15 protein-coding genes are annotated in these 14,457 nt (G+C 54.7%); 9 read left to right on the top strand and 6 right to left on the bottom strand.

Features of this window, described 5'->3' with window-relative positions; all coding sequences use genetic code 11:
* Positions 1 to 25: 25 nt before the first annotated feature.
* From galS to mglC, 4 genes are all read left to right on the top strand, one after another.
* The gene (gene galS, locus OGV50_RS02275; protein WP_012131618.1) at positions 26 to 1,066 is read left to right on the top strand and encodes an HTH-type transcriptional regulator GalS; all 1,041 of its coding nucleotides are present in this window, start codon (positions 26 to 28) and stop codon (positions 1,064 to 1,066) included.
* A gap of 279 nt (positions 1,067 to 1,345) precedes the next feature.
* On the top strand, positions 1,346 to 2,344 hold the full coding sequence (gene mglB, locus OGV50_RS02270; protein ID WP_012131619.1) for a galactose/glucose ABC transporter substrate-binding protein MglB: 999 nt from the start codon (positions 1,346 to 1,348) through the stop codon (positions 2,342 to 2,344).
* A gap of 78 nt (positions 2,345 to 2,422) precedes the next feature.
* Positions 2,423 to 3,943 carry a galactose/methyl galactoside ABC transporter ATP-binding protein MglA gene (mglA, locus tag OGV50_RS02265; RefSeq protein WP_047462502.1) on the top strand — a complete coding sequence of 507 codons (1,521 nt, stop codon included), beginning with the start codon at positions 2,423 to 2,425 and terminating at the stop codon, positions 3,941 to 3,943.
* Between the two features lie 15 nt (positions 3,944 to 3,958).
* Positions 3,959 to 4,969 (top strand): galactose/methyl galactoside ABC transporter permease MglC, encoded by a 1,011-nt coding sequence (gene mglC / locus OGV50_RS02260; protein WP_012131621.1) that lies wholly within the window; start codon positions 3,959 to 3,961, stop codon positions 4,967 to 4,969.
* A gap of 59 nt (positions 4,970 to 5,028) precedes the next feature.
* Here the strand turns inward: mglC and OGV50_RS02255 are convergent, their stop codons facing one another.
* From OGV50_RS02255 to OGV50_RS02230, 6 genes are all read right to left on the bottom strand, one after another.
* Positions 5,029 to 5,268 carry a DUF2542 family protein gene (locus OGV50_RS02255; protein WP_012131622.1) on the bottom strand — a complete coding sequence of 80 codons (240 nt, stop codon included), beginning with the start codon at positions 5,266 to 5,268 and terminating at the stop codon, positions 5,029 to 5,031.
* 2 nt (positions 5,269 to 5,270) lie between these two features.
* Positions 5,271 to 5,990, bottom strand: coding sequence for an outer membrane permeability protein SanA (gene sanA / locus OGV50_RS02250; protein ID WP_012131623.1), 720 nt, complete (start codon positions 5,988 to 5,990; stop codon positions 5,271 to 5,273).
* A gap of 166 nt (positions 5,991 to 6,156) precedes the next feature.
* A complete protein-coding gene (cdd, locus tag OGV50_RS02245; protein WP_200090830.1) occupies positions 6,157 to 7,041 on the bottom strand; it encodes a cytidine deaminase in 885 nt (294 codons plus the stop codon).
* A gap of 129 nt (positions 7,042 to 7,170) precedes the next feature.
* Positions 7,171 to 7,866, bottom strand: a complete 696-nt coding sequence (locus OGV50_RS02240; RefSeq protein ID WP_012131625.1) for a CidB/LrgB family autolysis modulator — start codon at positions 7,864 to 7,866, stop codon at positions 7,171 to 7,173.
* Entirely contained in the window at positions 7,863 to 8,261 is a 399-nt protein-coding gene (locus tag OGV50_RS02235; RefSeq protein WP_012131626.1) for a CidA/LrgA family protein, read from the bottom strand. Before OGV50_RS02235 ends, OGV50_RS02240 begins: the two co-directional genes overlap by 4 nt.
* Before the next feature lie 129 nt (positions 8,262 to 8,390).
* Positions 8,391 to 9,299, bottom strand: a complete 909-nt coding sequence (locus OGV50_RS02230; RefSeq protein WP_286488267.1) for a LysR substrate-binding domain-containing protein — start codon at positions 9,297 to 9,299, stop codon at positions 8,391 to 8,393.
* Positions 9,300 to 9,425: 126 nt separating this feature from the next.
* Between OGV50_RS02230 and mhbT the strand changes: the two genes are divergently transcribed.
* Genes mhbT through OGV50_RS02205 form a run of 5 tightly spaced genes read left to right on the top strand, consistent with a single transcriptional unit; the run spans position 9,426 to position 14,411 of the window.
* Complete coding sequence (gene mhbT, locus OGV50_RS02225) at positions 9,426 to 10,784, top strand: 3-hydroxybenzoate transporter MhbT (protein ID WP_286488266.1); 1,359 nt, start codon at positions 9,426 to 9,428, stop codon at positions 10,782 to 10,784.
* Positions 10,785 to 10,795: 11 nt separating this feature from the next.
* On the top strand, positions 10,796 to 11,833 hold the full coding sequence (gene gtdA / locus OGV50_RS02220) for a gentisate 1,2-dioxygenase (RefSeq protein ID WP_200090828.1): 1,038 nt from the start codon (positions 10,796 to 10,798) through the stop codon (positions 11,831 to 11,833).
* Between the two features lie 15 nt (positions 11,834 to 11,848).
* Positions 11,849 to 12,550, top strand: coding sequence for a fumarylacetoacetate hydrolase family protein (locus OGV50_RS02215; protein WP_200090827.1), 702 nt, complete (start codon positions 11,849 to 11,851; stop codon positions 12,548 to 12,550).
* A gap of 8 nt (positions 12,551 to 12,558) precedes the next feature.
* On the top strand, positions 12,559 to 13,203 hold the full coding sequence (gene maiA, locus OGV50_RS02210; protein ID WP_200090826.1) for a maleylacetoacetate isomerase: 645 nt from the start codon (positions 12,559 to 12,561) through the stop codon (positions 13,201 to 13,203).
* 14 nt (positions 13,204 to 13,217) lie between these two features.
* Positions 13,218 to 14,411, top strand: a complete 1,194-nt coding sequence (locus tag OGV50_RS02205; RefSeq protein ID WP_012131632.1) for a 3-hydroxybenzoate 6-monooxygenase — start codon at positions 13,218 to 13,220, stop codon at positions 14,409 to 14,411.
* The last annotated feature ends 46 nt before the right edge of the window (positions 14,412 to 14,457 follow it).

Raw genomic sequence — 14,457 nt, 5'->3', positions numbered from 1 at the left:
GGCAATCTCAAACAGGGTAGTGAATATGGTAACCATTCGTGATGTGGCACGTCAGGCTGGCGTTTCCGTAGCGACCGTTTCTCGCGTGCTGAATAACAGTGCGCTGGTCAGTCCCGATACGCGCGAAGCGGTAATGAAGGCGGTCACGCTGCTGGGTTACCGTCCTAATGCTAATGCGCAAGCGCTGGCGACGCAGATAAGCGACACCATCGGCGTGGTGGTGATGGACGTGTCAGATGCGTTTTTTGGCGCACTGGTCAAAGCGGTGGATGTGGTTGCCCAACAGCACAACAAATATGTGCTGATCGGCAACAGTTATCATGAGGCTGAAAAAGAGCGTCATGCCATCGAGGTTCTGATTCGACAGCGCTGTAACGCATTGATTGTTCACTCGAAAGCATTAAGTGACCAGGAGCTGGGAGCGTTTATGGACCAGATCCCAGGCATGGTGCTGATCAATCGTATTGTGCCGGGTTATGCCCACCGTTGCGTGTGCCTGGACAATATCAGCGGCGCAAAAATGGCGACCCGCATGCTGCTCAATAATGGTCATCAACGGATTGGTTATCTGGCTTCCAGCCACCGCATTGAAGATGACACGATGCGTAAAGAAGGGTGGCTGAGCGCGTTGCAGGAGCAGGGGATTACACCGCCAGAAAGCTGGATTGGCACGGGTTCCCCGGACATGCAGGGCGGTGAAGCGGCGATGGTGGAACTGCTGGGGCGAAACCTGCAACTGACCGCCGTATTCGCCTATAACGACAGCATGGCCGCTGGCGCGCTCACGGCGTTAAAAGACAATGGCATTGCCATCCCGTTACATCTTTCCATCATCGGTTTTGATGATATTCCTATTGCCCGTTACACCGACCCGCAGCTGACCACGGTGCGTTATCCCATTGCTTCGATGGCGAAAATGGCAACGGAACTGGCGTTGCAGGGCGCGGCCGGCACGCTGGATTCAACGGCGACGCACTGTTTTATGCCAACGCTGGTGCGTCGTCATTCGGTTGCGCTAAGACAGAATGCGGCCCCGATCACTAACCAGCAACGTCAGGGGATGTAACCGCTTTCAATATGTGAGTAAATTCACAGTATCTTAACAATACGATAGCTATGATGGCACCGTTTGAAGCACTGTAAATACTATGTAACGGTGAATAATCACTTTTAACGCATCGTCAGGGCATTAAACAGCAATTAAAGCATATTTTTGGAGCGTTACCGGGCACGGAAGAAAGATTTTTTAACAGTGAGCTTCGGCGTTCAGTAACACTTCATTAACGTTCTGCCCTGCCGAGCATTTTTCTCAAGTACTACCCTGCATAATAAAACCGGAGATACCATGAATAAGAAGGCGTTAACTCTGTCTGCTGTGATGGCAAGCATGTTATTTGGCGCGGCTGCGCACGCTGCTGATACTCGCATTGGTGTGACGATTTATAAATATGACGATAACTTTATGTCCGTCGTGCGTAAGGCTATCGAAAGAGACGCCCAGGCGGCGCCTGATGTGCAGTTGCTGATGAATGACTCGCAGAACGATCAGTCCAAGCAAAACGACCAGATCGACGTGCTGTTGGCAAAAGGGGTAAAAGCGCTGGCGATCAACCTGGTTGACCCGGCTGCGGCAGGTACGGTAATTGAGAAAGCGCGTGGTCAGAATGTCCCGATTGTGTTCTTCAACAAAGAACCTTCCCGCAAAGCGCTGGATAGCTATGACAAAGCCTATTACGTCGGCACTGACTCCAAAGAATCCGGTATCATCCAGGGCGATCTGATCGCTAAACACTGGCAGGCTAATCAGGGTTGGGATCTGAACAAAGATGGCCAAATCCAGTTCGTACTGCTGAAAGGCGAGCCGGGCCACCCGGATGCTGAAGCGCGTACCACTTATGTTATCAAAGAGCTGAACGACAAAGGCATCAAAACTGAGCAGCTGCAAATGGATACCGCAATGTGGGATACCGCAATGGCGAAAGACAAGATGGACGCATGGCTGTCCGGCCCGAACGCCAACAAGATTGAAGTGGTTATCGCGAATAACGACGCAATGGCGATGGGCGCGGTAGAAGCGCTGAAAGCGCACAATAAAACCAGCGTTCCGGTATTCGGCGTGGATGCGTTACCTGAAGCGCTGGCGCTGGTGAAATCCGGCGCGCTGGCAGGTACCGTGCTGAACGATGCCAACAACCAGGCGAAAGCCACCTTTGATCTGGCGAAAAACCTGGCCGATGGTAAAGGCGCGGCTGACGGCACCGACTGGAAAATCGAGAACAAAATTGTTCGCGTTCCGTACGTAGGTGTTGATAAAGACAATCTGGCTGAGTTTACCAACAAGTAATTCGTATATCGTTTTCTTTGGGCGCAATAACATTGCGCCCTTTATTAACGCACTCTGCGAGGCCAACAAGGTATAATTATGGTCAGCACTACTACTCCGTCGTCAGGCGAATACTTGTTGGAAATGAGCGGCATCAACAAGTCTTTTCCCGGCGTAAAGGCACTTGATAATGTTAATTTAAAAGTCCGCCCGCACTCGATTCACGCCTTAATGGGGGAGAATGGCGCAGGAAAATCAACATTATTAAAATGCCTTTTTGGGATCTATCAAAAAGATTCCGGTAGCATTTTATTTCAGGGGAAAGAGATCGATTTTCATTCTGCCAAAGAAGCTCTGGAGAATGGTATTTCGATGGTTCACCAGGAGCTAAACCTGGTGTTACAGCGCTCCGTCATGGATAACATGTGGTTAGGGCGTTACCCAACCAAAGGTATGTTTGTCGATCAGGATAAAATGTACCGGGATACCAAAGCGATATTTGATGAGCTGGATATTGATATCGATCCGCGTGCGCGTGTCGGGACATTATCCGTTTCACAAATGCAGATGATCGAAATTGCGAAGGCGTTTTCCTACAATGCCAAGATTGTGATCATGGATGAGCCGACCTCTTCATTAACGGAGAAAGAGGTTAACCATCTGTTCACTATTATTCGCAAACTGAAAGAGCGCGGCTGCGGTATTGTGTATATCTCGCATAAAATGGAAGAGATTTTCCAGCTGTGCGATGAAGTCACCGTCTTGCGCGACGGCCAGTGGATTGCGACGCAGCCGCTGGAAGGGCTGGATATGGACAAGATCATCGCCATGATGGTGGGTCGTTCCCTGAACCAGCGTTTCCCGGACAAGCAAAATAAGCCGGGAGAGGTCATTCTGGAAGTGCGTAACCTGACGTCTCTGCGCCAGCCGTCGATCCGCGACGTCTCTTTTGATCTGCATAAAGGGGAAATTCTCGGGATTGCGGGTCTGGTAGGGGCAAAGCGTACCGATATTGTTGAAACGCTTTTTGGTATCCGGGAAAAATCATCGGGTACGATTACGCTGCACGGCAAAAAGATTAATAACCACAACGCGAACGAAGCCATTAATCACGGTTTCGCGCTGGTAACGGAAGAACGTCGTTCAACCGGGATCTACGCGTATCTGGATATTGGTTTTAACTCTTTAATTTCCAACATCCGCAATTACAGAAATAAAGTCGGTTTACTGGATAATTCCCGCATGAAGAGCGATACCCAGTGGGTTATTGACTCAATGCGCGTGAAAACGCCAGGTCATCGCACGCAAATTGGCTCTCTTTCGGGGGGCAACCAGCAGAAGGTCATTATCGGCCGGTGGCTGTTAACGCAGCCAGAAATATTAATGCTGGATGAGCCAACGCGCGGTATTGATGTCGGCGCAAAATTTGAAATCTATCAACTGATTGCGGAACTGGCGAAAAAAGAGAAGGGGATTATTATCATTTCTTCCGAAATGCCGGAATTGTTAGGGATTACAGATCGTATTCTGGTAATGAGCAATGGCCTTGTTGCCGGGATTGTTGACACAAAAACAACAACGCAAAACGAAATTCTGCGTCTTGCGTCTTTGCACCTTTAAGATCAGGGGCTCCTCATGAGTGCGTTAAATAAGAAAAGTTTTCTTACTTATCTGAAAGAAGGCGGAATTTACGTTGTTCTTTTAGTCTTGCTGGCCATTATTATTTTCCAGGACCCTACATTTTTAAGTCTGCTGAACTTAAGTAACATTCTGACGCAGTCCTCCGTGCGTATTATCATCGCGCTGGGTGTGGCAGGGTTGATTGTCACCCAGGGGACTGACCTGTCTGCGGGACGTCAGGTTGGCCTGGCGGCCGTGGTCGCCGCAACGCTGTTGCAGTCCGTGGAAAACGCCAATAAGGTCTTCCCGGAAATGGCCACCATGCCGATTCCGCTGGTGATCCTGATTGTCTGCGCAATTGGGGCCGTCATTGGTCTGCTTAACGGCATTATCATTGCGTACCTCAATGTGACGCCGTTCATCACGACCCTGGGCACGATGATTATCGTTTATGGCATCAACTCCCTGTATTACGACTTCGTCGGGGCGTCGCCGATTTCGGGGTTTGATAGCGGGTTCTCGACGTTTGCGCAGGGCTTTATTGCGCTGGGCAGTTTCCGGCTCTCCTACATTACCTTCTATGCGCTGATTGCGGTGGCGTTTGTCTGGATCCTGTGGAATAAAACCCGTTTCGGTAAGAACATTTTCGCTATCGGCGGCAACCCGGAAGCGGCAAAAGTGTCCGGCGTTAACGTGGGGCTGAACCTGCTGATGATCTATGCGTTGTCCGGTGTGTTCTACGCATTCGGCGGTTTGCTGGAAGCGGGGCGTATCGGTTCTGCGACCAACAACCTCGGCTTTATGTATGAGCTGGATGCGATTGCCGCCTGCGTGGTCGGCGGCGTGTCGTTTAGCGGCGGCGTCGGGACGGTATTCGGCGTTGTGACCGGTGTGATTATCTTTACCGTCATCAACTACGGCCTGACCTATATCGGCGTGAACCCTTACTGGCAGTACATCATTAAAGGCGGCATCATTATCTTCGCGGTGGCGCTGGACTCGCTGAAATACGCCCGTAAGAAGTAATTACCGGCATGAAAAAGCCCGAAGCAGGCAACTGTTTCGGGCTTTTTTATTTCTGCGCGTTATCTAAAGAACAGAAAATAAATGCCTGCGGCGAGCGTACAAACCGACATGCACAGATATAACCCGATGTAGCTCCAGTAAAGGAGAGGGGTTTCTGCACGGTAGGCGTATACGGGTTCGCGGGCGTTCCTGACGATTTTATCCACGGCGCCAGAGCGCCAGCCTTTGTAGGCTTCCCGTAAGCTAAACAGCATCACCATCAGGACGGCGATGACCACAAAGATCGTTTTCCCTTCCACGCTTATTTTCCTTGTTTCTTTTGCAGTTCCAGCAATTGCTCAGGCGTTACTGCCGGGTAGCCCTGGGCGTCATCCGGCACCTGATGCATTGTTGGAATGGGAACTAACGGGCCTAAGAAGCGAGGTTCCCGTTTGAAAATATAGAGATCCGCCAGCGCGCCGAATCGGGCGCCAAATTCACGTACGCGTACCGTTAACATATCTTTTGGCGACGGCACCGCATAGCACTGAGCCTGAATTCCCATATGCAGCGCAATAAACAGCGCGCGTTCACAGTGGAAACGCTGGGTAATGATGATGAAGTCGTTGGTATCAAACACTTTGCGCGTGCGCACAATGGAGTCCAGCGTGCGAAAACCGGCATAATCGAGCACGATGTCGGCAGGATCAACGCCCCCGGCGATCAGATCCTTACGCATCGTCATCGGTTCGTTATAGCTTTGCAGCGCGTTATCGCCGCTGAGCAGCAGATAATTGACCTTGCCGCTGTTGTAGGCGTTTAACGCGCCCTGAATGCGGTAGCGGTAATACTGATTAATGACGCCGGTGCGATAGTATTTTGCGGTGCCTAATACCACTCCCACCTGGCGGTAGGGGAGATCCTGTAATTCGTCGTAAATATAGGGCGCGGTTTTCCAGCTCATCCATCTGTCGAGACCAAGCACAGTCAACAGCAGCAAGCCGATCAGGACTAACAGGCTGTAAAACACGCGCTTTAACATGCAGAGAACTCGATAAAGGGATGAAATTTCAATCAGGCTACTGTACCCGCTGTCGAAGCGCAAGAAACAGCAGTCTGATTGGGGGGATTTTAGACATTCTTGCCATTTGCATGTTGCCCGATGGCGCTGCGCTTATCGGGCCTACGCACATTGCGTGTTCCAGGGCTTAACCCAGTAGTACGCGGTCGATATTATTGCAGCCTAATGCTTTCAGCGTGGCGGCAGTGGCGTCCCATTGGATTAACGGCGCGTCGGCTTTCTCCGCCAGAATTGCGCGCTGAATATCTGGATAGTCATACCCGTTCAGGTTCAGCAGATTCAGTGCGCCCTGCAAAGGCGGCAGCGTAGGGTTAAAGGCGGCGTTCTCGGCATAGCTGCCGGTGAAAATACGCCCGTCTTTGCATTCCAGCGCCACGCCGCTTGGGGAGTGGCTGTAAGGCATATGACATTTATTGGCGGCGGTAATCGCTGCCTGAGTCAGCGCGTCGCCCTCCAGCGCGAAACCGTGATCCTGCTCGTCCATCAGCAGCGTTTTGATCTCCAGGTCTTTCGGGCCGAAAGCGTCAGGCAGATAGTCGCGTAAGGTATGCGGTACGCGCCCCGGCAGGTGGATACGCAGATCCAGGCCGCTGTTCAGTTCGTTCATAAACTGACGGCAATGACCGCAAGGGGTGTAGTTAACCGTGATGGCGGCGAGCCCTTTTTCACCGCGCAGCCAGGCATGGCCGATCGCGCTTTGCTCGGCATGAACGGTTTGCTGCATCGTCGCGCCCAGGAACTCCATATTCCCACCGAAATACCAGGCCCCACTGATGCCGCGCGCGATAGCGCCAACGTTGAAGTGGGAAAGGTCGGTGCGTGCGCAGGCGGCAGCCAGCGGCAGGAGCGCGAAAGCCAGCGCGTCTTCGTCCAGCCCCGATTCACGCTTAAGCGTCGAGACCTGCTCCGCAGTCAGCATGGCGGGAAAATGCTCATCCGCCAGAATCGGCGCCAGCGCTGATTGCAGACTATCCGCAAGTTGGCCAAAAGCAGTTTGAAAACGTGGATGCATGGCGTTGCCTCATAACAATGTAATGGAATCGTAGTTTACGGAGCTGTTACGGCTTTATATGTGATCCAAATCTCATTGTTATTGCAACTTGTGAAACTTAAATTAAAAATGCGCGACGCATCGCAAATTTTAACCCGCTACCGCCAGAATAATCGGGAAGAGAAACGGCGCCAGCAGCGAGGTGATGATCCCGCAGATCACCAGCGCCAGCGAACTGAACGCCCCTTCCTGGTAATCCAGCTCGGCGCAGCGCGCAGTGCCCAGGGCGTGCGAGGCGGTTCCCATTGCCAGACCGCGTGCGGCTTTGGTACGGATACGCATGAGGTTGAGCAGGGTATGACCAAATACGGCGCCCAGTATCCCGACGAAAATAACGCAGACGGCGCTAATGGCGGGGATGCCGCCGATGCTGCCGCCCACCGCCATTGCGATTGGGGTTGTGACCGATTTCGGTAATACCGATGCGGCGATTTCCGGCGTGGCGCCCATCAGTAAGGCGACAGTGGTTCCGGTCACCATAGCGACCACGCTGCCGACGAAGCAGATCGTGATGATGGATTTCCAGCGGGCGCGGATTTGGTGCAGTTGTTCATATAAAGGGTACGCCAGCGCCACGACGGCGGGTTGCAGCAGGTCGTTGAGCACCTCGCTGCCTTTGAAATAGTGATCGTAAGGAATGCCGGTCAGCATCAGAAACGGGATGATGACCACCATGGCAACCAGCAACGGGTTAAGCAACGGCATCTTAAAGCGCGCAGCCAGTTTGCGGGCGGCGAAAAAGACCGCCAGCGTCAGGGGTAACGACCACCAGATATACGACATCATTTTTTCGATCCTTTCTGCCCTAACACTTTTCGTTCACCGTGTACGATATGCGAACTCCAGCTCACGACCAGGAAAACAACCAGCGTACTGATCGCACAGGAGACCACCACCGGGCCAAACTGCGCGCGCAGCAAATCGAAGTACTGCATGACGCCGACGCCAATCGGCACAAACAGCAGCGCCATGTAACGGATCAGGACATAGCATCCCGGGTTTACCCACTTCGCTGGCAGAATTTGTAGCGCCAGTAAAACAAACAGAATCAACATGCCGATGATGCTGCCGGGAATCGTAATAGGAAGCAGCGATGCAATGAAAATACCCGCATACAAACAGGCATATATCAGTACAAATGCGCGTAAATACTGCCAGATGATATTCAGTGATTTACTCATGGTAAAAGCCCTTGATGAAACAGATTCATCATACAATTAAACTTTAAAACGTGCTACCGATCACATCATGAATTCTGAGCATAGTGGAAATAGACAACGGGAACATCGGGCAACGCCCCGTTGCCCGCGCTAAACCTGCGCCAGAAAATGCAGAAAACGACTCAACGCGAGAGAAGGGGTCTCGTTCTTGCGCCAGAACATGCCCACGCTTCCTTTCTGTTCTATTTTCGGCAGGTTTAAGATAGCCAACTGGCCCTGGCTGGCATAGCGTTGCGCCAGGCGTAGAGAAAGAATAGAGATCATATCGCTGCTTTGCAGCAAATTGGTGCTGACGTTCATCGAGGCGGATTCGATGGTGTTTTCCGGCAGCATCACGCCGTTGTCCACCAGGGCGTTATCAATGCTGATGCGAATCGGCGTACCGGTCGGCCAGACAATCCAGCGCCAGTGGGCGAGGTCGTTCCAGGAAAGCGTGGCGTGTGAGGCCAGGGGATGATGGGGGCGGGCGACAAAGCAGACCGGTTCGGTGTAGAGCACCTGATAGTTTAACGGCAGCTGGAGCGCCCGACCGCCCACGCGACCTACCACCACGTCCAGCGACCCGGCGAGCAGATCGTGTAAAAGCGGGGTCATGACTTTCTCTTCAATGTTCAGGTGCAGCGTCGGCATCTCATTGAGCAGGCAGAGGATCGCCTGCGACACGCAATCTGTCGCGACCGGTGAACAGCCGATTTTCAGGCTTCCCACCAGCCCACCTTGCTTAAAGCGCGCGATCTCATACTGCGAACGTTCCATATCGTTGATGAGCCGCTGCGCATGCTGGAGCAACAGCTTGCCCCCTTCTGAAGGGCGTAACCCCTTGCTGTGGCGTTCAAAAAGCGTGATTCCGATCTCATCTTCAAGCTGTGACAGCCACTTCGACAGCGCGGTCTGGGTGATGTTCATCATTCGCGCAACGTGGGTCAGATTCCCTTGTTCCCCCAGCGCGACCAGCATTTGCAGGTGGTGCAGCTTCAATTTTTGCGCCCAATTCGCCATTTGATATAACCCCCAGGTTATGCCTCTGCCCGAAATGCCATTGTACATTTCATCGCCATGATTACAAACTTGCAACATACAAAAAACAAAAATGACATCTACCTTACCTGCACCGAGGCATTCACTATGACTCAACGACGTGATCTACAAGCACTGATTGACGCCGCCCCCGTCGGCAAAATGCAGTGGCGCGTTATCATCTGCTGCTTTCTGGTGGTAATGCTCGACGGTTTTGATACGGCCGCAATTGGCTTTATTGCGCCGGATATCCGTACGCACTGGCAATTGAGCGTCAGCGATCTGGCCCCGCTGTTCGGCGCGGGTCTGCTGGGGCTGACGGCAGGGGCGCTATTGTGCGGCCCGCTGTCAGACCGTTTTGGCCGTAAACGGGTGATTGAACTGTGCGTGGCGCTGTTTGGCGCCTTGAGCCTGCTTTCCGCCTTCTCGCCGGATTTGCAAACGCTGGTGATACTGCGCTTTTTAACCGGGCTGGGACTGGGCGGCGCGATGCCGAATACCATCACGATGACGTCGGAATACCTTCCCGCCCGCCGTCGCGGCGCGCTGGTAACGCTGATGTTCTGCGGGTTTACCCTCGGTTCGGCGATGGGCGGCATCGTCAGCGCGCAACTGGTGCCGCTGATTGGCTGGCACGGCATTCTGGTGCTCGGCGGCGTATTGCCCTTAATGCTGTTCTTCGCCTTGCTGTTTGTTCTGCCCGAGTCGCCACGCTGGCAGGTGCGTCGTCAGCGCCCGCAGGCGGCGATTGCCAGAACGGTTGCCGCCATCACCGGTGAACGCTACGACAATACGCATTTCTATCTTCATGAAGCCGCCGCCATTTCAAAAGGCAGTATCCGCCAGCTTTTTGTTGGGCGTCAGCTTCCCATTACCCTGATGTTATGGGTCGTGTTCTTCATGAGCCTGCTCATTATCTACCTGCTCTCCAGCTGGATGCCGACGCTCCTGAATCACCGGGGAATCGATTTGCAGCATGCCTCCTGGGTCACTGCCGCATTCCAGGTCGGCGGTACGCTCGGCGCGCTGTTACTCGGCGTACTGATGGACAAACACAATCCGTTCCGGGTGCTGGCCGTGAGCTACGCGCTGGGCGCGGTCTGCATCGTGATGATTGGCCTGAGTGAAAACGGACTGTGGCTGATGGCGCTGGCGATTTTTGGTACGGGCATTGGCATCAGCGGATCGCAGGTGGGGCTGAATGCCTTAACTGCGACGCTGTACCCGACTCAAAGCCGTGCAACCGGCGTGAGCTGGTCCAATGCCGTCGGGCGCTGCGGCGCCATTGTCGGCTCGCTCTCCGGCGGCATGATGATGGCGATGAATTTCTCTTTCGATACGCTGTTTTTCGTCATCGCGATTCCGGCTGCCATTAGCGCGGTGATGCTCGCCATGTTGACGGCGGTTGTCCGCCACTCAGCCTCTGAACCTGACGTGCTGCCCCGGGCAGGCGTCGTGAACGAATAAGGAGAACCTCCATGTCTGAAGTGAATCAGGATGTTAAACACAACCGTCAGCAGTTTTATCAGCACATTTCCGGGCAAAACCTGACGCCGCTCTGGGAGTCGCTGCACCACCTGGTGCCGCAAACGCCGAACGCCAATTGCGTGCCTGCGTACTGGAACTATCAGGAGATCCGCCCGCTGTTGCTGGAAAGCGGCAACCTGATTGGCGCGAAAGAGGCTGTCCGCCGGGTGCTGGTGCTGGAAAACCCGGCGCTGCGCGGACAGTCGTCAATTACCGCGACGCTGTACGCAGGGCTGCAATTGATTTTACCGGGCGAGGTGGCGCCGAGTCATCGCCACAACCAGTCGGCGCTGCGTTTTATTGTGGAAGGGCAAGGCGCGTTCACCGCCGTTGACGGCGAGCGGACGCAGATGCACCCGGGCGACTTTATTCTGACGCCGCAGTGGCGCTGGCACGATCACGGCAACCCTGGCGACGAGCCGGTGGTATGGCTGGACGGTCTGGATCTGCCGCTGGTGAATACGCTGGGCTGCGGGTTTGCGGAAGATTACCCGGAAGAACAGCAGCCGGTGACGCGCAAAGAAGGCGATTACCTGCCGCGCTACGCCGCCAACATGCTGCCGCTACGCCACCAGGTCGGCAATTCCTCGCCGATTTTCAACTACCGCTACGACCGTAGCCGTGAAGCGCTGCATGGCCTGACCCGGATGGGGGAACCTGACGAGTGGGATGGCTACAAGATGCGCTACGTCAACCCGGTCACCGGGGGCTATCCGATGCCTTCGATGGGCGCGTTTTTGCAACTGTTGCCGAAAGGGTTTGCGTCGCGCGTGGCGCGCACGACCGACAGCACCATTTATCACGTTGTGGAAGGTTCCGGGCAGGTCACCATTGGCAATGAGACGTTCCACTTCACGGCGAAAGATATCTTTGTGGTGCCGACATGGCACGGGGTGTCGTTCCAGACCACGGAAGATACCGTTTTATTCAGTTTTTCGGACAAACCGGTTCAGGAAGCCCTCGGCTTGTTCCGCGAAGCGCGTTATTAAATTGGGAGAGAAAAGATGAGCAAATATGTATTCGAACCTCAGGTGCCAGTTGCGGTGCCGGTTGTTGGCAGCGATGAGCAATTCCCGGTTCGCCGCGTCTACTGCGTTGGCCGTAACTACGCCGCCCATGCCCGTGAGATGGGGTTCGATCCCGATCGTGAGCCGCCGTTCTTCTTCTGCAAACCGGCCGATGCGGTCGTACCGGTTGCGGCTGGCGAAACGCTGGCGCTGGCCTATCCGTCGCAGACCGATAACTATCACTATGAAATTGAACTGGTGGTGGCGATAGGCAAACAGGGCAGCGATATTCCGCTTGAGCAGGCGCATGAGTATGTCTGGGGCTATGCCACCGGGCTGGATATGACCCGCCGCGACCGTCAGATGGAAATGCGTCAGATGGGGCGCCCGTGGGAAATTGGCAAAGCGTTTGATTTGTCCGCGCCGATTGCGCCGCTGCATAAAGCAACCGATGTGGCAGACGTCAACAACGCGCCGATTTGGTTACAGGTAAACGGGGAAGATCATCAGCGCAGCGATATTCGCCATCTGATCTGGTCCGTCAATGAAACCATCAGCTACCTGTCCGGCTTTTTTGAACTGCAACCGGGCGACCTGATTTTCACCGGTACGCCGGAAGGGGTCGGGGCAGTGGTGAAAGGGGATGTGATTACCGGCAATGTGGAAGGGTTAACGCCGATCGCCGTGAAGATTGTCTGAGGTGAATGATGAAGCTGTACAGTTTTTTTAATAGCTCGGCGTCTTATCGCGTGCGTATCGCGCTGGCATTAAAAGGCATCGATTATGAGACGGTGGGCGTCAACATTCGTATCGGCCAGCAGAATGCGCTGAGTTACCGACGGATGAACCCGATCGGGCTGGTGCCGACGCTGGTGACTGATGACGGTGAATCTCTCGGGCAATCGCTGGCAATCATCGACTGGCTGGATCGCCACTTCCCGCAGACGCCGTTGCTGCCGCTGGTCGATCCGGCGCGCAGCCAGTCGCTGGAAATTGTCTATGCCATTGCCTGTGATATTCACCCGGTGAATAACCTGCGCGTATTGCGCTACCTGACTGACGAGCTGAAGATCGGCGAAGAAGACAAGAAACGCTGGTACGCCCACTGGGTGCAACAAGGGCTTAGCGCGGTGGAACAGCTGTTGCGCCAGGGGCAGTCCGGGCAGTTTTGCGTGGGGGATGCGCCCACGCTGGCGGATTGCTGCCTGATTCCACAATGGGCCAATGCGCTGCGAATGGGATGCGACCTGAGCGGTTATCCGCGCTGCAAGGCGGTTTATGACGCCTGCACCCGGCTTCCGGCCTTTATCGCCGCTGCCCCCGAAAATCAACAAGACAAAATTTCAGCCTGATAAGGAGAACGACAATGGCTAAAGTGACAAGCGCAATTATCGTGGGTGGCGGTATTGGCGGCGCAGCGACCGCGCTGTCGCTGGCGCGCCAGGGCATTAAAGTGATGCTGCTGGAAAAGGCTCATGAAATTGGTGAGATTGGGGCGGGGATTCAGCTCGGGCCGAATGCGTTTTCCGCGCTGGACAGCCTCGGCGTTGGCGAAGTGGCTCGCCAGCGCGCGGTCTTTACCGATCATATTACGATGATGGACGCCGTGAATGCCGAAGAGGTCGTGCGCATTGAAACCGGCCAGGCCTTTCGCGACCATTTTGGCGGCCCGTATGCCGTGATTCACCGGGTGGATATTCATGCCACCGTCTGGGAAGCGGCGCTGACCCATCCGGGCGTGGAGTACCGGACTTCAACGAATATTGTCGATATCCGCCAGACGCCGGATGATGTAACGGTGTTTGACGAGCAGGGGAATAGCTGGACGGCAGATATTCTGCTGGGCTGCGATGGCGTGAAATCGGTCGTGCGCCAGAGTCTACTTGGCGATACGCCGCGCGTGACCGGGCATGTGGTGTACCGGGCCGTGGTGGAGTGCGACGACATGCCGGAAGATTTGCGCATCAACGCGCCGGTACTGTGGGCCGGGCCGCACTGCCATCTGGTGCATTATCCGTTGCGCGGCGGGAAACAGTACAATCTGGTGGTGACGTTCCATAGCCGTCAGCAGGAGGAGTGGGGCGTGAAAGACGGAAGCAAAGAAGAGGTGCTCTCTTATTTTGCCGGGATTCACCCGCGTCCGCGTCAAATGCTCGACAAACCCACCTCCTGGCGCCGCTGGGCGACCGCTGACCGGGAACCGGTAGAGAAATGGGGGACCGACCGCATCACGCTGGTGGGCGACGCCGCGCACCCGGTTGCGCAATATATGGCGCAGGGCGCCTGCATGGCGCTGGAAGATGCCGTTACGCTGGGTAAAGCGCTGGAGCGTTGTCATGGTGATGCGCAGCAGGCCTTTGCGTTGTATGAGTCGGTGCGTATTCCCCGCACGGCGCGAATTGTCTGGTCAACCCGCGAGATGGGGCGCGTCTACCATGCCGCAGGCGTGGAGCGACAGGTGCGTAATCTGCTGTGGAAAGGCAAATCCCAGCAGGAGTTTTATCGCGGCATTGAGTGGCTGTATGGCTGGAAGGAAGATAACTGCCTTGAGCCGCGCTGAGAGACTTTAAACCGCACCACAGAGGCGCTACCATAGCGCCTCTTTT

This window comes from Citrobacter sp. CK180 (assembly GCF_030333655.1).
GTDB classification, from domain to species: domain Bacteria; phylum Pseudomonadota; class Gammaproteobacteria; order Enterobacterales; family Enterobacteriaceae; genus Citrobacter_B; species Citrobacter_B koseri.
This window is presented reverse-complemented; position numbering and strand designations above follow the sequence as displayed.